The sequence below is a fragment of the Pseudarthrobacter cellobiosi genome (assembly GCF_023913755.1).
Lineage (GTDB): Bacteria > Actinomycetota > Actinomycetes > Actinomycetales > Micrococcaceae > Arthrobacter > Arthrobacter cellobiosi.
In genome coordinates this window covers 555,897-574,580 of sequence record NZ_JAMXBJ010000050.1, presented here as the reverse complement: position 1 = coordinate 574,580, position 18,684 = coordinate 555,897, and the positions used below count along the sequence as shown (strand labels likewise).

At 66.2% G+C, this 18,684-nt stretch carries 17 protein-coding genes and 2 tRNA genes; 10 read left to right on the top strand and 9 right to left on the bottom strand.

Features of this window, described 5'->3' with window-relative positions; translation table 11 throughout:
* The first annotated feature begins 51 nt into the window (after nt 1-51).
* From NG696_RS20220 to NG696_RS20210, 3 genes are all read left to right on the top strand, one after another.
* Nucleotides 52-125 (top strand) — tRNA-Met (locus tag NG696_RS20220).
* 148 nt (nt 126-273) lie between these two features.
* Nucleotides 274-350 (top strand) — tRNA-Met (locus NG696_RS20215).
* 130 nt (nt 351-480) lie between these two features.
* Nucleotides 481-1,413 (top strand): cytochrome b/b6 domain-containing protein, encoded by a 933-nt coding sequence (locus NG696_RS20210; protein ID WP_252567326.1) that lies wholly within the window; start codon nt 481-483, stop codon nt 1,411-1,413.
* On the opposite strand, the gene NG696_RS20205 is transcribed toward NG696_RS20210, so the two are convergent.
* From NG696_RS20205 to NG696_RS20195, 3 genes are all read right to left on the bottom strand, one after another.
* Entirely contained in the window at nt 1,403-2,878 is a 1,476-nt protein-coding gene (locus NG696_RS20205; protein ID WP_252567324.1) for a cryptochrome/photolyase family protein, read from the bottom strand. The two genes, NG696_RS20210 and NG696_RS20205, sit on opposite strands and share 11 nt — an antisense overlap.
* Nucleotides 2,879-3,007: 129 nt before the next feature.
* Nucleotides 3,008-3,793 carry a PspA/IM30 family protein gene (locus NG696_RS20200; RefSeq protein ID WP_248759829.1) on the bottom strand — a complete coding sequence of 262 codons (786 nt, stop codon included), beginning with the start codon at nt 3,791-3,793 and terminating at the stop codon, nt 3,008-3,010.
* Between the two features lie 110 nt (nt 3,794-3,903).
* Complete coding sequence (locus NG696_RS20195; RefSeq protein WP_252567322.1) at nt 3,904-5,934, bottom strand: TPM domain-containing protein; 2,031 nt, start codon at nt 5,932-5,934, stop codon at nt 3,904-3,906.
* Nucleotides 5,935-6,220: 286 nt separating this feature from the next.
* On the opposite strand from NG696_RS20195, the gene NG696_RS20190 reads away from it, so the two are divergent.
* The 4 genes from NG696_RS20190 (at nt 6,221) to NG696_RS20175 (ending at nt 10,663) form a co-directional block, all read left to right on the top strand.
* Complete coding sequence (locus NG696_RS20190; RefSeq protein ID WP_252567320.1) at nt 6,221-7,819, top strand: trypsin-like peptidase domain-containing protein; 1,599 nt, start codon at nt 6,221-6,223, stop codon at nt 7,817-7,819.
* Nucleotides 7,820-8,111: 292 nt separating this feature from the next.
* Nucleotides 8,112-8,912, top strand: coding sequence for an electron transfer flavoprotein subunit beta/FixA family protein (locus NG696_RS20185; protein WP_252567650.1), 801 nt, complete (start codon nt 8,112-8,114; stop codon nt 8,910-8,912).
* 14 nt (nt 8,913-8,926) lie between these two features.
* A complete protein-coding gene (locus NG696_RS20180) occupies nt 8,927-9,880 on the top strand; it encodes an electron transfer flavoprotein subunit alpha/FixB family protein (RefSeq protein ID WP_252567318.1) in 954 nt (317 codons plus the stop codon).
* 3 nt (nt 9,881-9,883) lie between these two features.
* The gene (locus NG696_RS20175; protein WP_252567316.1) at nt 9,884-10,663 is read left to right on the top strand and encodes a PIG-L deacetylase family protein; all 780 of its coding nucleotides are present in this window, start codon (nt 9,884-9,886) and stop codon (nt 10,661-10,663) included.
* Between the two features lie 115 nt (nt 10,664-10,778).
* Here the strand turns inward: NG696_RS20175 and NG696_RS20170 are convergent, their stop codons facing one another.
* The 4 genes from NG696_RS20170 to NG696_RS20155 all read right to left on the bottom strand — a co-directional run bounded on the left by NG696_RS20170 (nt 10,779) and on the right by NG696_RS20155 (nt 13,925).
* On the bottom strand, nt 10,779-11,660 hold the full coding sequence (locus NG696_RS20170; protein WP_252567314.1) for an anti-sigma factor: 882 nt from the start codon (nt 11,658-11,660) through the stop codon (nt 10,779-10,781).
* Between the two features lies 1 nt (nt 11,661).
* Nucleotides 11,662-12,270, bottom strand: coding sequence for a sigma-70 family RNA polymerase sigma factor (locus NG696_RS20165; RefSeq protein ID WP_252567312.1), 609 nt, complete (start codon nt 12,268-12,270; stop codon nt 11,662-11,664).
* Nucleotides 12,271-12,459: 189 nt separating this feature from the next.
* A complete protein-coding gene (locus NG696_RS20160) occupies nt 12,460-12,927 on the bottom strand; it encodes a tRNA (cytidine(34)-2'-O)-methyltransferase (protein ID WP_252567310.1) in 468 nt (155 codons plus the stop codon).
* A gap of 35 nt (nt 12,928-12,962) precedes the next feature.
* Complete coding sequence (locus NG696_RS20155; RefSeq protein WP_252567308.1) at nt 12,963-13,925, bottom strand: J domain-containing protein; 963 nt, start codon at nt 13,923-13,925, stop codon at nt 12,963-12,965.
* Nucleotides 13,926-14,093: 168 nt separating this feature from the next.
* Between NG696_RS20155 and NG696_RS20150 the strand changes: the two genes are divergently transcribed.
* Nucleotides 14,094-14,765 carry a hypothetical protein gene (locus NG696_RS20150; RefSeq protein ID WP_252576550.1) on the top strand — a complete coding sequence of 224 codons (672 nt, stop codon included), beginning with the start codon at nt 14,094-14,096 and terminating at the stop codon, nt 14,763-14,765.
* Nucleotides 14,766-14,774: 9 nt separating this feature from the next.
* On the opposite strand, the gene NG696_RS20145 is transcribed toward NG696_RS20150, so the two are convergent.
* The gene (locus NG696_RS20145) at nt 14,775-15,014 is read right to left on the bottom strand and encodes a hypothetical protein (protein ID WP_252576549.1); all 240 of its coding nucleotides are present in this window, start codon (nt 15,012-15,014) and stop codon (nt 14,775-14,777) included.
* A gap of 274 nt (nt 15,015-15,288) precedes the next feature.
* Here NG696_RS20145 and NG696_RS20140 point away from each other — a divergent pair, with 274 nt between their 5' ends.
* On the top strand, nt 15,289-15,951 hold the full coding sequence (locus NG696_RS20140) for a helix-turn-helix transcriptional regulator (protein WP_252576548.1): 663 nt from the start codon (nt 15,289-15,291) through the stop codon (nt 15,949-15,951).
* Nucleotides 15,952-16,007: 56 nt separating this feature from the next.
* Nucleotides 16,008-17,240, top strand: coding sequence for a cysteine desulfurase family protein (locus NG696_RS20135; RefSeq protein WP_252567301.1), 1,233 nt, complete (start codon nt 16,008-16,010; stop codon nt 17,238-17,240).
* On the opposite strand, the gene NG696_RS20130 is transcribed toward NG696_RS20135, so the two are convergent.
* Nucleotides 17,216-18,487, bottom strand: a complete 1,272-nt coding sequence (locus NG696_RS20130) for an NAD(P)/FAD-dependent oxidoreductase (protein ID WP_252576547.1) — start codon at nt 18,485-18,487, stop codon at nt 17,216-17,218. The two genes, NG696_RS20135 and NG696_RS20130, sit on opposite strands and share 25 nt — an antisense overlap.
* Nucleotides 18,488-18,684 lie beyond the last annotated feature (197 nt).

The window sequence follows — 18,684 nt, the reverse complement described above, 5'->3', positions numbered from 1 at the left end:
GCCACCAGGATTTGGCCTCCCGTTCACCGGACGGTAGAGTTGATCTTGCGACGCGGGGTGGAGCAGTTCGGTAGCTCGCTGGGCTCATAACCCAGAGGTCACAGGTTCAAATCCTGTCCCCGCAACTGGCGAAAAAGTCCGGATTCTGGAAACAGAATCCGGACTTTTTGGTTTAAGCGGACCCGTCCCAGGCACCCAACCTCGGCGTCGTGGGGACCCTCAATCACGATTGGTTTTTACCTACTCCAAAGTACGGTAGTCTTGATCTTGCGACGCGGGGTGGAGCAGTTCGGTAGCTCGCTGGGCTCATAACCCAGAGGTCACAGGTTCAAATCCTGTCCCCGCAACCATGTAGAAGACCCCGACCGGCATTACGCCGGTCGGGGTCTTCTTTTGCCCGATTACTCCTGGTTCCTAGTATTCTCGTTCGCAAAGCCCTTTGAGCACCTGGTCAGTCATTCTCGAGAGGAATGTTGTTCGATGTCCACACCCACGAAGAAGCCCGGCTCCTCGACGGGCAAGAGATCCAGACTCTACTGGGGTGTTCCTGCCGCTCTCGTAGTGCTGGTGCTCGTGGTGCTGCTGGCCAAGTGGATGACCGGCCTTCCGGCGGTGGCCTCGTTCCTGGCTGATTATCCGGGCCATTCGGAACTTCCTGAGGGTGCGCCCGTCGGATTCCCGGCGTGGCTGGCCTGGCAGCACTTCCTGAACGGCTTCTTCCTGCTGCTCATCATCCGGACCGGCTGGCAGGTGCGGACCACCACGCGGCCCAGCGGCCACTGGACCCGCAACAACAAAGGGCTGATCAAGACCAGGAACGCGCCCACCAAGATCACGTTGGAGCTTTGGCTGCATCTGACGCTGGATGCGCTGTGGGTCCTCAACGGCCTGGTGTTCGCCATTCTGCTGTTCGCCACCGGCCAATGGATGCGGATCGTGCCCACCAGCTGGGACGTTATCCCCAATGCCCTCTCCGCAGCGCTTCAGTACGCCTCGTTGAACTGGCCCACCGACAACGGCTGGGTCAACTACAACGCGCTGCAGCTGCTGACGTATTTCGCCACGGTCTTCATCGCCGCACCGCTTGCCTTCATCTCCGGTATCCGGACGTCCTCCGCCTGGCCCAAGAAGGCCACCGCCCTCAATAAGGCCTACCCCATTGAGCTGGCGCGGGCCATCCACTTCCCGGTCATGATCTATTTCGTGGCGTTCATCGTGGTGCATGTCTTCCTGGTGCTTGCCACCGGTGCACTGCGGAACCTGAACCACATGTACGGCGGCAGCGACGACGCCGGCTGGGTCGGCTTCTGGGTCTTCGTCGCCTCGGTGGCAGCCATGGTGGCAGCCTGGTTCCTGGCCCGTCCCCTCTTCCTTCGCCCCATCGCCTCCCTGATGGGCAAAGTCAGCCGCTGATTTCCGGGCCGGTGACGTTGTCCGGGCCTTGCCGGTCCTCCCGAAGCTTCTGGTAGGTGGCCAGCGCACGCTCCCTGGACTCCGGGAGTCCCACCACGGGCGCGGGGTAGCCCTGGACATCGGGCTGCCTCCACGGTTCGTGGATGGCCTTGCGGTCCATGTGGGCGAGTTCCGGAATGAACTCGCGAAGGTACCGGCCGTCGGCGTCGAACTTCTTGCTCTGCGTGACGGGATTAAAGATCCGGAAGTACGGGGACGCGTCGGCGCCCGAGCCTGCAACCCATTGCCAGTTGGCGGGGTTGCTGGCTGCATCGGCATCCACCAGGGTGTCCCAGAACCACGCCTCGCCCAGACGCCAGTCGGCTAGGAGATTCTTGACGAGGAATGACGCCGCCGCCATCCGGACGCGGTTATGCATCCAACCGGTCTGCCACAGCTGCCGCATCCCCGCATCCACCAGCGGATAGCCGGTCCGGCCCTGTTCCCACGCCGCCAGTTCCGCCGCGGTGGGCTGCTGCCATTCGAAGCGGTCGAAGTCGGGCCGGTAGTTTCGCGTAGCCAGCTGGGGATTGGCGTAAAGCAGTTGCCAGCAGAACTCCCGCCAGCCCAGCTCGGACCGGAAGATCCCGACGTCGGGCGTCGCCTCGCGGGGGAAGCGGCGGCGGAGCTCGTGCCAGACCCGGAACGGGCTGATTTCACCAAAACGGAGGTGCGGAGAGAGTCTGGAAGTGCCTTCCACACCGGGAATGTCCCGCCCAGTGCCGTAGTCCTGTGCGGGCCCGTCCAGGAAGTCCTCAAGCCTGCTGTGTGCTCCGGCCTCCCCGGGTTCCCAGGTCTCAGCGAGTCCGCCGCTCCAGTCCGGGGACGCGGGCAGCAGCGACCACCCTGTCAGCGCGTCGCTGCCCGCCTTGTTCTTCGACCAGGCAACGGCGGGGGAGGGCAGGCCGGCTGGCGCATCCAGTGGCTCGCGGGGCTCGCCGGACGCCGTGCAGGCCCGCCAGTAGGGCGTGAACACCTTGTAGGGGCCGCCGCTGCCGGTGGTGATGGTCCACGGCTCGAAAAGCAGGTTGGCCTGGAAGCTGGCGGCTTCGATGCCGTTCTCCGCCGCCCAGGCTTTGATGTCCGCGTCCAGGGACCGCTCGGGACCGCCGTAGCGGCGGTTCCACAGCACGTGCTGCGCGCCGGTTTCGGCAGCAAGGTCCCGGATCACGTGGCTGGCAGGTCCACGCCTGAGGGTGAGTATGGAACCGGCTTCAGCAAGCGCCGCCGCCAGGGACGTCAGTGAATGGTGCAGCCACCAGCGGGCCGCGCCTCCCAGGGGACGGATTCCGGGGGATTCCTCGTCGAGAATGTAGACCACCGTAAGCGGCAGGCCGAGTTCGACGGCGTGGGACAGGGCCGGGTTATCGTCCAGGCGAAGGTCATCTCGGAGCCAGACGATGGAGGATGCGACGGGGGAGACCATGGCCTCCACGCTACACATCCGCGACAGCAGCCGCACGGCCGGTTGCGGGTTCTGTCCGGGCATGGCAAGGGCCGGGGTTCCTGATGAACCCCGGCCCCGGCTGGCCCGCTCAGCGGCGGACGTGGCTGGCTACAGCTTGTCGAAGTCGGCTTCGTCGACTGTGGACTCGGACCTCGCGCCGGAAGCGCCGATGGCCGGCTTGGCCCCGCCGGACTTCAGGGCTGCCAGGCGTGCTTCGATTTCCACCTGCTCGCCGAGGTCTTCCAGCTGGTTGAACTGGGCGTCCAGGCTCGACGCGGCAAGCTCCTGCTGGCCGCGGACCTTGGCCTCTTCGCGGCGGATTTTCTCTTCGAAGCGGCCAACTTCGCTGGTGGGATCCATGAAGTCGATGCTCTTAATGGCATCATGCACCTGGGACTGTGCCGCGGCCGTCTTGGAGCGCGCAACCAGCTCGTTGCGCTTGCTGGTGAGCTCGTTGAGCTTGCCCTTCATCTGGTCCAGGCCCGACTTGAGCTTGTCCACTACCTCGGTCTGCGAGGCGATGCTCGGCTCAGCACCCTTGGCTTCGCTTTCCGCGGACATCTGGCGCTGCAGCGCTACCTTCGCGAGGTTGTCGAACTTCTCGGCGTCTACGCTGTCGCCGGCGCTGCGGTATTCGTCAGCCTTGCGAGATGCGGCGAGGGCCTTGTTGCCCCAGTCCTGGGCATTCTTGATGTCCTCGCGGTAGTCATCCTGGAGCATACGCAGGTTGCCGATGGTCTGGGCCACTGCGGATTCGGCCTCCGCAATGTTGTTTGTGTAGTCCCGGACCATCTGGTCCAGCATCTTCTGCGGATCCTCAGCGTTGTCCAGCAAAGTGTTGATGTTTGCCTTTGCCAGCTGTGCGATCCGGCCGAAAATGGACTGCTTAACCATGGTGTTACCTTTCGTCCTGCTCAATGGTGGCCACTGAGATCAGTGAACAGTTGTTTACCGCTTCTTTTCGCCGGCAGGTTCGTTCCTGCCGACGCCTAGCCTTTGATGGGTCAGAAACTTCCCGAATCTCCGCCGCCGAAGTCCCCTCCGCCGGAGTCCCCGCCCCAGCCGCCGCCGTCGCTGTGGCCACCGCCCCAGCCGCCGCCGCTGCCGCCGTTGAGGATGGAGTTGATGAGGATACCGCCAAGGATGGCGCCCCCGAGGCCGCCACCGCCTCCGCCGCGACCGCCGAACATGCCCCCGCCGCCGAAGCCCTGGTTGGCGTAGCCACCAAAGTTGTCGACGTCGGCCTGGGCCAGCTGCGCTGCCTGTGCCGCGAGGGCGTGGGCCTGCTGGGCGTATGTGAGGGCGGTGACGGGATCGTTGCGGGAGATGGACAGCGCATAATCGAGGTTGCGCTGGGACTCTGCGAGCCGCGTGCGCGCCTCGGTGCCGACGCCGCCTCGGCGGGCCGTGATGTAGTCCGAGGTGGCGCTGATCTGCGCCTGCGCCGACATAATGGTCTGCTGCAGCGACGCCTGGGCGCGGCGGGCCTGGTCCTGCTGGTTCCGGATGCCGGTGAGGGACTGGTCCAGCGCCTGGTGCGCAGTTTCAACGCGCTGCAGGGTGGCGATGGGATCGATCTTCCCGCCCTGGATTTCGGCCTTGACCTGGCCCAGGGCGGCCTCAACGCCGGCGACCGGGCCGGCCAGTTCAGGGTGTTCTCCGGATTGGATCATGGCCTTCGCCTGGGCGAGGTCCTGGGAGGTTTCGACGACGGCCGCCTCCAGGCCGTTGCGGGCCTCGTCCAGGCTGGCGGACACCTTGGCGATGGCGTCCAGCAGAACGTTGGTCTGGTGCAGGCTCTCTTCAGACGCCCGCACGGCGACCGCGGCGAGGCTGCCTTCACCGGCCGTGAGCTTCTCCTGGGCAGTGGCAGTGGCATTCTGCACAAAGTCCAGGCGTTCCTTGGCCTGGGTAATGTTGTCAGCGACCTGAACCAATGCGCTGTCCGCGTACTTGGCTCGCAAAGCCGTCAGTGACTGTTCGGCGCTGGCGATTTTGGCATCGGCTTCATGGGCTCCGGCGCTGATGGCTGCCAGTGCCTGCGGGGCGTTCTTCTCGAGCTCGCGGAGCGAGTCGAAGTCGGCCTTCTGCTCCTGGAGCGAGCCGAGCGCTGCCTCTGAACGGCGGATGATCTCGCCGAGCCAGCTGCGTTGCTGTTCTTCCGTGTCCGGGATGTGGTCGTCAAGCTGCTGCTGGAGCTTGAAGGATTCGGACATGTGGGCTTTGGCTTCGGCCAGGGCCTTGGTGAAGTTTCCCACCGCGGCATCGCCGTACTGGGCCTCTGCGAAGCCGAGTTCCTGCTCGCTGGATTTGATGGCGTCGTCAGCCTCGATGATCAGCGAACCGCTCTTGCGGCGGAGTTCGTCGATGCTGAGCGAAGCCAGCGGATCGAGCTCGGCGCCCTGGGGGCCGTAGCTGGCGCTGGATGCCAAAGCAGCTTTCTTGCGCTTGTTGCGGAAGTAAAGGTACGCGCCGGCCCCACCGGCGACGGCTACTCCCGTGCCAACGAGCACAGCTGCGCCGGCGCCGTCTCCCGAGGGGACGTTGCCGCTGCCGCCGCCCGCGGCGTCGCCAATGGCTGCTGCTGTGTCAATAGCTGCTTGGGCGTAGTCCTTCTTGCCGCCCGCAAGATTGGCTGTGACGGCGTTCTGGCTGATGGTGGACTGCTTGGACCTGATGGTGCTCGCAGCGTCCGTCGCAAAGTAGAACTGTCCTGCAGTCGAGATGGCCAGCAGGACATCGGCCTTGCCCATGGACTTTTGTGTCGCAACCGCCTTGCCCCAGTCCTCCGGCTTCGTGGGGTTCTCGAAGGAGTCCACTGTGACCACATAAAGGTTGTACTTGTGGTCCTTCAGGAGCTTCTGGATGGCTTCCTGGACCTCGCCACTGCGTCCGCCGAGAACCTTGGCGTTATCCACAATGTTCGTTCCGGATGGAATGGTCACTGGCGGTTCAGCCCAGGCCGCGCCGGCAGGAACCGCGAGCAGCCCGGTCAGGCCGATCACGGCGAGGATACGTTTGAACTTTGACCGCATGTGCAACCCTTCAGCACGACTGACACCGATTCGGGACGAATAAGCGTCTCAGAATGCAGCAGCGCCCCCACGCGTGGTGTAAAGCCGCAGGTCGCTGTGGCATTTCCTTTTGATTCTATGGTGCACCTCTTGGTGCGTCCACAGCGGCGAATATGCCACCAGCGAAACCCCCGGAAGAGCCTGTTGGCAGCGGAATTCGGTCTCCCAGCAACCTCCCAGCCAACGTTCGCCCCAGTTCCAGCCAGACGGTACATAGTTAATGCAGACGAGGATGAAAGGAAGTCCAATGACTGAGAACCCAACCCAGGGTGCAGCGCCGGAGAACCGCAATCCGGATGAGAACCGGAATGCGGACGAGAACCCTTCGGAGGTCCGCAGTGACGCTGCCGGTCAGGCTAATCCGACCGAGCAGCTGGACCGATCCGGGGCACCCGAGAACCCCACTCAGCCGCTGCCGGGTGCGCCCCGTCCGGGTTATCCTCCCCGCGAGCCCTTCTATGGCCAGCAGGCTCCGGGCCAGCAGGCTCCCAGCCCCCAGTACGCCCAGCACGGAGCGCATTCGGCAGCGCCCGTCGCCGCTGCAGGTCAGCACAACCCGGGTCAGCACAACCCGGGTCAGTACGGTGCAGGTCAGTACGCTCCGGGCCAGTACAGCGCTGCCCCGAATCCTGCCGACGCACCGCGCCGCAAAGCCACGTTCGGCGTAGGCACCCTGGTGGCCAGCATCCTGGCCGCCGGCCTCGTGGGTGGCGGCGTAGCCACAGTCGGTTCGGGCAACCTCTTCAACAACGGCTCTCCGTCGGCCGCCAGCAGCAGCCAGCCTGAGACCGTGATTGTAAACAACAAGGACGATGTCAACGCCATCACGGCGGCCGCACTGAAGGCTTCCCCCAGCGTCGTGACTATCAGCGCTTCCAGCGGCAGCTCCGGCGGGACCGGCTCGGGCATCGTCCTGGACGACCAGGGCCACATCCTGACCAACACCCACGTGGTGACCCTGGATGGCCAGAGCGCCGACGCAGCTCTGGAGGTCCGCACCAGTGCGGGCAAGGTCCTCAAGGCCACACTGGTGGGCACTGACCCCCTTTCTGACCTTGCGGTGATCAAGGTGGACGAGGCTTCCGGGCTCACCCCTGGCACCCTCGGAGACTCCGGCAAGCTCAACGTCGGCGACACGGCCATCGCCATCGGCTCCCCGTTGGGCCTCACGGGCACAGTCACTGACGGCATCGTCTCAACGCTGAACAGGACCATCAGCGTGGCGTCATCGGCAGCACCCAAGGAAGGCGACACTTCCCAAGGCGGCGATCAGGGCTTCCAGTTCGCACCGCCAAACGGTGGCCAGGGCCAAAGCACCGCGAACCAGGGGTCCATCTCCATCAACGTGATCCAGACGGATGCCGCCATCAACCCCGGCAACTCCGGTGGTGCCCTGGTCAACAGCAAGGGCGAGATCATCGGCGTCAACGTGGCCATCGCGTCCGCCGGCTCCGATTCCTCGTCCACGGCCGGCAACATCGGCGTGGGCTTCAGCATCCCCATCAACCACGCCAAGCGGGTGGCGCAGGAGATCATCCAGACCGGCAAGGCATCCCACGGCCAGCTGGGTGTCAGCGTCCGGGACAAGTCATCCAGCGGGACGACGTCAGGGTTCTCCGTCGGCGCTGACGTGGCCACGGTGGAGGCAAACTCACCGGCAGCCAAGGCCGGCATCAAGGTGGGCGATGTGGTGACCAAGTTCAACGACCTAGTCATCAGCGAGCCCAACCAGCTGACCGCGGCCGTCCGCGAGCAGGCCGGCGGCTCCAAGGTCAAGCTCACGGTCCTGCGCAACGGCCAGGAACAGACGTTCGACGTCACGCTTGGCACCGCAGCGGATCAGTAGGGACTGATCGGCAGAACGCACGGCAACCCATAAACGCGGACGACGGCGGGGCTCACCAAAAGTGATCGCCGCCGTCGTCCGCTGTTCCCGCCGTCCTGTGCGGCCGCCGTCGTACGGTGATCCCCGGCGCGCCTGGGCAGGGCCGTGACACAGGCGTTAACGGGACGGCAACGGGGGCCGGCTATATGGTTAGCTAGGATCTACCCGTACCCCGGGCGTTCCGAGGCCATGACCCCATCCGGCTGGCTGTCCACAAGCATGGAAGGCTGCTGTAAATACAGTGGAAGAGACATTGAAGATCATCGTCCTGGTCAAGCATGTACCGGACGCACAGTTCGACCGACACCTCACCGGCGAGGGCTACACCACGGACCGTGACGAAAGCATCCTTTCCGAGCTGGACGAATACGCGCTGGAGGCCGCTTTGCAGCTGGCTGAGGCCCGCGGTGGCGCCAAGGCCGGCAACCAGGTCATTGCGCTGAGCATGGGCGCATCCGGTGCCGTGAACGCGGTGAAGAAGTCACTCCAGATGGGCGCCACCGAAGGTGTCCACCTCACGGACAGTGCACTGGCCGGCTCAGACGCCGCCGCCACTTCGCTCGCGCTCGCGGCCGCCATCCGCCATATTGGTACCGGCGCCCCGGTGGACCTTGTCCTCACCGGCATGGCGTCCACCGACGGCGAGACGTCCTTGGTCCCGGCCCAGCTCGCCGAGCGCCTGGGTCTGCCGCAGGTCACCTTCGCGTCCTCGCTGACGGTCGACGGCGGCCGGCTCACCGCGCGCCGCGACGCCGACACCTACTCGGAGACCGTCGAAGCTGCGCTGCCCGCAGTGGTCTCCGTGACGGACCAGATCAACGAGCCGCGCTACCCCAACTTCAAGGGCATCATCGCGGCCAAGCGCAAGAGCATCACCACTCTGTCGCTGGCCGACATCGGAGTCGATCCCGCGCACGTGGGCCACGCCGGATCGTGGACCACGGTGACCGCTGCCGAGGAACGCCCGCCGCGCACGGCCGGAACCATCATCACCGACGAAGGCGACGCCGGCATCAAGCTCGTCGACTTCCTGGCCGCCCAGAAGCTGCTCTAAGAGGGATCACAGACATGGCAAACGTACTCGTATTCATTGACAACCCCGGCGATGCCCTGAAGAAGAGCACCCTCGAACTGCTCACCCTGGGACGTTCCCTGGGAGAGACCGCTGTTGCCCTGAACGGCGATCTGCATCAGGATGTTTCGGCCACGCTCGCCGAATACGGCGTCACCGCCGTTTTCCGGCCCTCCGCCCAGGACCTGGATGACTACCTTGTCTCGGCGAAGGCAGCCTATCTCGCGGCGGCCGCCGGTGCCGCCAGTGCCGGCACGGTCCTCCTGGACAACTCGCCCGAAGGCAAAGAGATCGCGGCGCGGCTCGGCATCCGGCTCAACGCCGGCGTCATCACCGACGTTGTGGCGGTCGACGCCGACGGTACAGCCCACAAGTCGGTCCTCGCCGGATCCTACACCACCTCTGCCAGGGCCACCACGGCGGTTTCCGTGCTGACGGTGAAGGCCAACAATGTCACGCCCGAGCCGGCATCCGTGGCTTCCGCCCCGGAGACGTCCGTAGTCGACGTGCCGGCGGACGGCACGGCCACGGCAGCCCGCATCACCGCGCGCGAGCAGAAGGCGGCCAGTGGACGCCCGGATCTGTCGGACGCCCGCATCGTGGTGGCCGGCGGACGCGGAGTGGACGGCGACTTCGGCCCGGTGGAGCAGCTTGCCGACGCCCTCGGAGCTGCCGTCGGCGCCTCCCGTGCGGCCACGGACGCCGGCTGGATCAGCCACGACGCCCAGGTAGGCCAGACCGGCAAAACCGTGTCGCCCCAGCTCTACATCTCCGCGGGCATTTCCGGTGCCATCCAGCAGAAAGCCGGGATGCAGACCGCCAAGGTCATCGTGGCCATCAACAAGGACGCCGAGTCACCGATCTTCGAAATCGCCGACTTTGGCATCATCGGGGACCTCTTTGACGTCCTTCCGCAGGCCACCGAAGAAATCAAGAAGCGAAAAGGCTGACCCTTGGCCCACTCCGCTGCCTCAGCACAGAGCCCGTTCAACCCGGATATCCACCGGGTTGGGCGGGTGCTCTGTTTCGCCGCCCACCCGGACGACATCGACTTCGGTGCGGCCGGCACCATCGCCGCCTGGACAGCCGCCGGTACCCAGGTCAGCTACTGCATCATGACCGACGGCGACGCGGGCGGCTTCGACCCGGCGCACCGGGCGGAGATCATCTCCCTCCGGGCGGCCGAGCAGCGCCGGGCTGCCGAACTCGTGGGTGTGACCGACATCCGCTACCTCCATGAGCGCGACGGCTACCTGGAGCCGACGCACGAGGTGATGAAAGGTGTGGTGAAGCTGATCCGGGAGATCCGTCCCGACGTCGTGCTTGCCATGCATCCGGAACGGAACTGGAGCCGCCTGCAGAAGAGCCACCCGGACCACCTTGCCGTGGGGGAGGCGGTGACCCGGGCCGTCTATCCTGCTGTGGAAAACCCGTTCGCCTATCCGGAGCTGGCTGAGGCAGGCCTGGAGGCGTACAAGCTGCCGTGGCTGTGGCTCTACGCCGGGCCCGAAGAGCGGGAGAACCACTTTGTGGATGTCACCGACCATGTGGACGCCAAGCTCGACGCGATCCACGTGCACGTGAGCCAGCATCCCGACGTAGCGGCCATGGAATCAGCGGTGCGGAACGGCATGCACATGAACGCACGGCGTGGGGGCTTTGCCGAGGGCCGCAGCGCCGAAACGTTCCACGTGGTCGCCGTCAACGGCCCGGGGACGATCGCCGGCTTCTAGAGCTGCCGCCGCGGACTTCCCCCGTGAGTTTTTGTCCAGATAACGCGCCCTAAACGGCGGTTGGGCCACATTATCTGGACAAAAACTCGGCGGTGCGGGACAGGAACTAGGGAGCTTAGGCGCCCAGAGGTGCGGCAGCCACGGTGGGGAACGTCGGGGTGGCCGAACCGCCCACCGGCTCCACGGTGATGCCGAGCGCTGCAGCGGACGCAATGCCCTTCACCACGGCAGGCTTCGACAGGGCAGCTTCATCCATCAGGCCCTGGGAAACCGGTGCCGAGCCGTCCTTCGGGATCAGCCACATCTGGTAGACCTTGCCGGCGGGCGGCGCGGGTACACCGTTCATCTTGACCACCACGGCATCCTTGGATGACGAAATCAGCACGGTGGCGGTGCCGCCGGCGGAGACGGGTACGGATGCTTCGCGGACGTCGCCGGCCCGGACCACCTGGTTCAGGGGGTCGTTCTGGTCTGTGATGTACGCACCCACGCCCACGCCACCAAGGGCGATCACGGCGGCGGCTGCCACTGCGGTGAGCCAGCGGCGGGCGCCGGCAGGTCGGCGTCGTTCTTCCCTGCGGACCCTGGCGGCGGCGAGCTCATCCAGTGCTTCCGCAGGCGGCTGTGCGGCCGGCGTGGCAGCGGTGACGGCCGGGGCAGCAGTGACTTCGGCGGGCCCATCGGCAGGCAGCTGCGCGAGGGACGGCAACTGGGACACGATGCGTGCGAAAAGATCCGCGGGAGGTTCCGCCTCAGCCGTAAAGGACGCCGCGAGGGTCTCCCTGGCCTGGCGGACACGCTCTAAGAAGGCGGTGCGTTCGGCGTCGGGCGCGGCGGAGACATAGCGGTCAATGGCGGCGCGTTCGGAATCGCTGATCGCGTCCAGGGCATACAGCTCCGCGAGGTCCACGGCCCGCCCGGAATCCAGGTCGGCGGCGATCTCAGTTCCGAACGAGCCGGGACGGCGGGTGCCTCCCTGACTATTCATTTCTGTCATCTCAACTCACCCCCAGACAGGTCTTCAAGCGGATCAGTCCGTCGCGGATGCGGGACTTGATGGTAGGTACTGCTGCGTTTAGCTTTTCCGCGACTTCGCGGTAAGTGAGGCCGCCGTAGTAGGCCAGCCGTACCGATTCCTGTTGCGTTTCGGTCAGCGTTTCCAGGCACCGGACCACCGCCTCGGCCTCGAGCCTGCTGTCCACCTCGGCGGAGACGGAGTCGTGGTCCACGTCCTGGCTGCTGGCGCCGTACTTGGCCTCACGGTCGGTGGCCGACTGCGAGGAACGGACCTTGTCCACGGCCCGACGGTGCGAAATGGTCATCAGCCACGAGAGCGGACTGCCTGCTTCCGGGTTGAACTTCGCCGCGTTCTGCCATACCTGGAGGAAAACCTCCTGCGTGGTGTCTTCGCTGAGTTCGGGATCGATCAGCACGCGCCGCGCCATGCCGAACACCCTGCGCGATGTCAATTTGTAGAACTCGGCAAACGCGGCCTGGTCGCCGCCGGCTACGCGGGCGAGCAGCCCGGCCAAGCGCTTGCTGAGATCCGCCGGTAAGTCTGTGACTGCGGCCGGGGCCTCGGAGTTTGGCGCGTTGGGAGTTTCCATCACTACCCAGCATAAGTCGCCCGGCGGTGAAACCTGAGCATCGCGGCCGGTGCTGCCCCTGGGAAAGGGGAAAACCGGCGGCGCCGACCGCCTCGTCTCAAGCAGTGTCACCTGCCGCTCCTTCCTCGCCCCGGAATTGCTGTCAGGAGTGATTCGGTGCGGGCAGCCCTGCGGATGGGCCGCGGGCCCTCAAATCTGGGCGCCGGAAAATCCCTGCTGGCGCCAGGCCTCGTAGACAGCAATCGACGCCGCGTTGGCCAGGTTCAGCGAACGCAGGGACGGCAGCATGGGAAGCCGCACGGTGGCCGTGACATGCGGATCGCGCTTGAGGTGTTCAGGAAGGCCTACTGATTCCTGGCCGAACATCAGCACATCGCCGGGGCGGTAGGCGATGTCCGTGTAGCTGGCGGTGCCGTCGGAGGTGAAGGCGTACACACGCTCCGGCTGCAGTTCGCGCCAGGCATCCTCGATGCTTTTGTGGACGGTGACGACGGCGAGGTCGTGGTAGTCCAGGCCAGCGCGCCGGAGCTTGGCGTCGGAGAAATCAAAGCCGAGGGGCTCCACCAGGTGCAGTTGGGCGCCGGTTATGGCTGCCAGCCTGATCGCATTGCCGGTGTTGCCGGGGATTTCGGGGGCGTGGAAGAGGATTCGGAACACCGTCCAATCCTAGTCAACCAATCCGGGTCAACAGTTCAGTGCATGCCGCGAAGCAGCCTGGCCAGCACGGACACATTGACGGTGTTGGGCGTGGGGCCGGAGGAGAGGAAGTTCTTGAGGCCGCGGACCAGGCCTGCCGCGTTCACCACCTGGATGGTTTCGGACGTGCCGGCTGTTCGCCGGTGGCGGTCTATGACGGGTTCGTGGAGGTTGCCGTCGGCGCTGTGGATGACTGTCCAGCCGGTGACGTTCAGTTCCGGGAAGATGTCCTGCATGGCGCGGACAACGTGGGCCAGTTGCGGTGGCGCGATGGAACGTCCGCCGTGCCTCAGGGTTTGCCCGTCCCAGGCATAGGCGCCCTTTGGCAGCAGCATGGACCCGATCAGCGCCAGCCGGTAGCCGGACAGGAGTGCGTGGTCGATGTGGCTGTTATCGGCGGGGGACTGCAGGCCGTTAACCAGCCGGGCCGCAGGAATCGCGGGCAGAACCTGGCGGGTGATGAGCTGCACGGTGCGGAGTTCGCGCTGGATCCGGGCCTCGGCGCCAAAAATACCCCGTTTGCGCGGCATCCCGTGGACCTGCTGGCTGGCCTGGGCGAACGGGATGAGCGGCACCGTGCCGGACGCCTCGAAGGCCGCAGCATCGTAGGGCGGGACGTACAGGGGCGGGTCGCCCGCGGTGTTCCGGGGCGTGGTGGTCCTGTGCACGGTGGCCGAGGCATGGCTGCCCGCCGCCGGCGCATCAAAGTGCGGCCCTGCGGCGGAATCGTCGGTGTTGCGCGACGTTCCTGCGGCATACGAGCGGTCGTAGGCCTTCCGGCGCGTCGGGTCTATCAGGGTTTCGTATGCTGCCGTCACCTGCCGGAAGGCAGCGGCGTCCCCGCCATGGTCAGGATGGGCCTTTCGCGCGGCCCGGCGGTAGGCCACCTTGATCTCCTTTTCGGTGGCTGTCACGGCGACACGGAGCACCTCGTAGTAGGAGCTGCTGCTCTCGGTCAAGCACTCATCCTTTTTCTTCGTCTGGCCAGTCCACGGCAGGCAGCCCGGTGGGCCCCAGTTTACGGCCTGCCCACACAACGTCTGCGCAGGCCTCAGTGGTTCCCGCGGCCCGGCGTCTAGACTCTTTGAGGATGACGGCAGGCGGGCCGTCCGGGCGAACATATTGGGGTGGACGTGAAGGCGCAGGCGGCTGTACTCGTGGCGGGGGCGCTGCTTGGCGTGACAGCACTGGGAGGCTGCAGTGTTGACGTTCCCGATCCGGCCGCCCCGAAAGTGGAGCCAACAGTCACGGCCCTGGCCACCCCTACCATCACCCCTGGCCATGACGCAGGAGCGGTGGCCGCAAAGGACATGCCGTTCTCCGCTGGCGGTTCCCTGGCCGCCGGGGTCCCCGTGGGGATCTCGGACGGACTCAAGGATGCACCCGGCTGGCAGCAGGTCAGGCAGAACGTGGCCGGCGAGAGCCAGTACCTGAAGGCCGATGGCTGCCTGGTGGCGGCCAAGGTCCGCACCAACCAGGCCCCGCTGGCGCTTCAGGACGACAAGGAGTCGACTGTTGGCCTCTTCACGTACCTGGACCCGACCATCCTGCCCGGCTATCTGAAGACAGCGACGCTGCGGTGGGGCGGTGAGGTTGGCAAGCCGGGGCCATCGGCTGAGGTGCTGGCGCTGGAGAAGCCCGGACAGTCGGGCTTCAGGTCCACGGTGGTTATGGCGCGGGTGTTCGGCACCGCCGCATCGTCGGTCTACATTTCCGTGGCCTGCCCGGACGACGCCACACTGCCAGCCGCCCAGGCCGACGTCGCAGAACGCCTCCTGGTGGTTCCGCCGTCGAACTAGCCGCGCCGGTTACTTACCATGCCTGCGCCAGGACCCGCCGGGGGAAAGGCGGTTCAGGGCCAGCGCGCCCACGAGCAGGCCGAAGTCCCGTAAGGCAACGTCGTAGAAGCTGCCCAGGACCAGCAGGTTGATGATGCCCAGCAGCCAGACGGCGACCAGCAGGGAACCGAACCGGGGACGGACGGCCACCGCAATGCCGGCGACGATCTCCACGACGCCGACGATGTACATAAAGGTCTGCGCCGACACCGGCACCACGGAGGTGGCAACCGTGCGAGGTAGATGGTCCAGTCCGTCAGGATGTTGGTGAACTTGTCCAACCCTAAGAGAATCGGTGCGACGGTGAACACGGTGCGCAGCAGGAAGAAGGCCTGCCTGTCCGGTGCCATAGCCTGAAGCCGACCGCCTGCGTTGATTTTCGCGTTCGTTGTCATGGTGGACTCCTACTAAAAGTAGGTATTGTTATTTTAGAAAGATCGGCACCATTAAGCAATGTATGTTGTTTTTAGAGAGAGGGCACAGGGTGCGCAGACTCCCGTGGGGCCGCCGCATGGCGGCCGTCGCGTCATTGGGCGACGAGAAGCGACGGCAGCTCTTTGAGCTGATCGCCGCCTCGGACGCCCCGGTCGGGCGCGATGACGCCGCGTTGGCCCTCGGGCTGCCAAGGAGCACGGCATCCTTCCACCTCGACAGGCTGGTCCAGGACGGACTCCTGGCGGTGGAATTCCACAAGGCTGCCGGGAAGTCGGGTCCCGGCTCCGGGCGGCCGGCGAAAATGTACCGACAGGCAACGAGCGAGGTCGGCGCATCCGTGCCTGACCGCAACTATGATCTTGCTGCTGAGCTGCTGGTCGCAGCGATCGAGCATTCCACAGCGACCGGCGGCGCGGTGGGCGATTCCCTGCTGGCCACGTCGTACGGTAAGGGCCAGGCGCTGGCCTCCGGCGCCGCAAGCCTTGCGGACTTCCTTGAGGGAGAAGGGTACGAGCCCCGGCCCGACGGCGCGGGGGGCTTCGCGCTGGCTAACTGTCCGTTCCATCGGCTCTCGGTCGGGCACCCGGACGTGGTCTGCGCCATGAACGGATCATTTCTGCAGGGCGTGGCAGCGGCGTGCGGGGAGCCGGAGGAGCGCGTGGCGCCGAACACTGAGCCGGGCCAGTGCTGTGCCAGGATCACGCCGCCCTGACGCCTGATGTGCCGGGGTCGCGGGTGTGACGCCCTGGACGCCGCTAGAATTGAGGCGTGCCCGTCTACCTCGATCATGCAGCCACCACGCCACTTTCTGTCGAGGCGCTGGCAGCCCTGACGCGGGAACTTGCCCGCACCGGCAATCCTTCGTCCCTGCACGGCTCGGGCCGGCGTGCCCGCCGCTCCGTGGAGGACGCCAGGGAAGCCATAGCGACGGCGGCCGGCGCCCATCCCTCCGAGGTCATCTTTACGTCCGGGGGCACTGAGTCGGACAACCTTGCTGTGAAGGGCCTGTACTGGGCCCGTTCCGGCGAAGACCCGGGACGGCGGCGCATCCTCTGCTCCGCCGTCGAGCATCATGCCGTGCTGGACACCGTGGAATGGCTGGAGCGGCACGAGGGTGCCATTGTCACGTGGCTTCCCGTGGACAGCGAGGGCGTGGTGGACCTGGACGTCCTCGCCGCCGAGTTGGCCCGGGACCCTGGGACCATTGCGCTTGTGACGGTCATGTGGGCCAACAATGAAGTGGGCACCATCCAGCCGGTGTACAGGATTGTGCAGCTGGCGCACGCCGCCGGCGTGCCGGTCCATTCGGATGCCGTGCAGGCCTTCGGCTCGCTTCCGGTTGATTTCAAGGCCTCCGGGCTGGACGCGATGTCCGTTTCCGGGCACAAGATCGGCGGACCGGTTGGAGTCGGCGCCCTCCTGCTGGGGCGGGCCGTCAAGCTGACCCCGGTGCAACACGGTGGCGGCCAGGAACGCGACGTGCGCTCCGGGACGCTGGACACGGCGTCCATCGCCGCCTTCGCTGCTGCCGCCGAGGCCGCCACCGCACAGCTTGCCGCCGAGTCCGCGAGGATCGCGGCCCTGCGGGACAGGCTCATCGACGGCGTCCTTCAGCGGGTGCCCGAAGCTGCACTCCGCGGCGCCCCGGGGGAGGGGAGGCTGCCCGGCAATGCGCATTTCACGTTCCCTGGCTGCGAAGGTGATTCGCTGCTGTTCCTGCTGGACCTGGTAGGGGTGGAATCCTCCACGGGATCCGCCTGTACGGCCGGTGTCCCGCGCCCGTCCCACGTACTGCTGGCCATGGGGCTGGACGAGGAGACAGCCCGCGGCGCCCAGCGCTTCACGCTGGGACATGCCTCAACCGACGCGGACGTGGATGCCTTGCTGGCAGCCCTTCCCGGCGCGTACCAACGCGCCCGCCAGGCAGGGATGGCCGGGCATGAGTCCTCGATCCAGACTGCGGGAACGGTGGCGCGTCAGGCGTCCTCCGACAGGAGCTGATCGAGCCCAACGGCGTTGTCGGCCAGGCGCTCCGCCGAGACGGGCGTTCTGGCAGAGATGAGGGCCTTGACGGTCTTCTGCGCGCCGGGCTGTGGCTTTCGCGGCCAGTTGACGCTCATCCCGGCCACCACCCTGGAATCCTGCTGCCAGAACGCGATGAACTCCTTGCCCTCCAGTGACCCCCGGATCACGGGCTCAGCGCCCGCCGCCAGTGAAGGAAAGCCGGAGTACTCCATGCTGACGTCGTACTGATCGGTGTAGAAGTACGGGATGGTGCTCAGGACGGCGTCCTGGCCGAGCATGGCCCTGGCGGCCACCTTTCCGCCGTTCAGGGCGTTGGACCAGTGCTCGCTGCGGTGGTGCTGGCCGGTGAAGGGGTGCAGCGAGTTGGCGATGTCGCCGGCTGCAAAAATGCCGGGCGTGCTGGTCCGCAGGGAGGCGTCCGTGAGGATCCCGTTGTCCAGGGCGAGGCCGGCCGCCTGTGCGAGTCCCGTCTCGGGGACCACGCCGACGGCGATGACCACGATGTCGGCTGGGATCACTTCCCCGGAATCGGTGACCACCCCCGTGACAGCCCCAGCGGCCCCGGTGAGTTCCCGCGCTGAGGCGGGAAGCCGGAAGCTCACGCCGTTGGCTTCGTGGAGTCTGCGGAAGAACCGTCCGAGGTCAGGACCGATAGCCCCGGCCAGGGGGATCCCTTCCAGTCCGAGGAGCGTGACGTTGTTGCCGTACGTGGCGGCAGCGGCAGCCAGTTCCATGCCGATCCAGCCGGAGCCGATCATCACCAACTTCATGCCGCCCGCCGCCAAGCTGCTGCGCAGCCGCCGGCTGTCATCCAGGGTGCGGAAGGTGGATACGCCAGACAGGTCGCTTCCGGGCAGGCGCAGGGTGCGAGGCGCCGCCCCGGTGGCGAGCAGCAGGGAACCGTACGCCAGCGTGCTTCCGTCGTCCAGCTCCACCCTCCTGGCGTCCGGCCGGACGCCCATAACGCGGGCACCCAAGCGGAGGCCGACGTCGTTCTCCGCGTACCAGCCCGGCGGCACCACCGGGACAGCGTCCTCGGTGGCCTTGCCCAGCAGATACTCCTTGGACAGCGGCGGGCGCAGGTAGGGATGATGCCGCTCTGCGCCGATGATTGTCACCGGGCCGGCGAACCCTTCCGCCCGCAGGGTCTTGGCAGCGGTGGCCCCGGCCAGTCCGCCGCCGGCAATCACGATGTCCCCCGCGGTAGCAATGTCCTCAGCCATGTCCGCCCAATTCCCGCCGGTGCGTGCTCGAAGTCTAAAACCGTTAAGCCTGACTTTAGAAGGGAATGCGGGTGCGGTCAAGGGTCTTTTTGGGCAGGATTCGGCGTGGCGATAGAATGGTGCGGCAGGCATTGTGCTATTCCTGCGGCCGCCGGTTGAACGGCAGCCGCCCTCTGCCACATCCCCCGAACCCTAAA

Bases quoted from the DNA above. Each gene is read 5' to 3' on its own strand.
- NG696_RS20165 (WP_252567312.1), bottom strand. From the start codon at position 12,270: ATGGAAACTCCCAACGCGCCAAACTCCGAGGCCCCGGCCGCAGTCACA.
- NG696_RS20190 (WP_252567320.1), top strand. From the start codon at position 6,221: ATGACTGAGAACCCAACCCAGGGTGCAGCGCCGGAGAACCGCAATCCG.
- NG696_RS20195 (WP_252567322.1), bottom strand. From the start codon at position 5,934: ATGCGGTCAAAGTTCAAACGTATCCTCGCCGTGATCGGCCTGACCGGG.
- NG696_RS20210 (WP_252567326.1), top strand. From the start codon at position 481: ATGTCCACACCCACGAAGAAGCCCGGCTCCTCGACGGGCAAGAGATCC.
- NG696_RS20205 (WP_252567324.1), bottom strand. From the start codon at position 2,878: ATGGTCTCCCCCGTCGCATCCTCCATCGTCTGGCTCCGAGATGACCTT.
- NG696_RS20200 (WP_248759829.1), bottom strand. From the start codon at position 3,793: ATGGTTAAGCAGTCCATTTTCGGCCGGATCGCACAGCTGGCAAAGGCA.
- NG696_RS20170 (WP_252567314.1), bottom strand. From the start codon at position 11,660: ATGACAGAAATGAATAGTCAGGGAGGCACCCGCCGTCCCGGCTCGTTC.
- NG696_RS20130 (WP_252576547.1), bottom strand. From the start codon at position 18,487: ATGGCTGAGGACATTGCTACCGCGGGGGACATCGTGATTGCCGGCGGC.
- NG696_RS20180 (WP_252567318.1), top strand. From the start codon at position 8,927: ATGGCAAACGTACTCGTATTCATTGACAACCCCGGCGATGCCCTGAAG.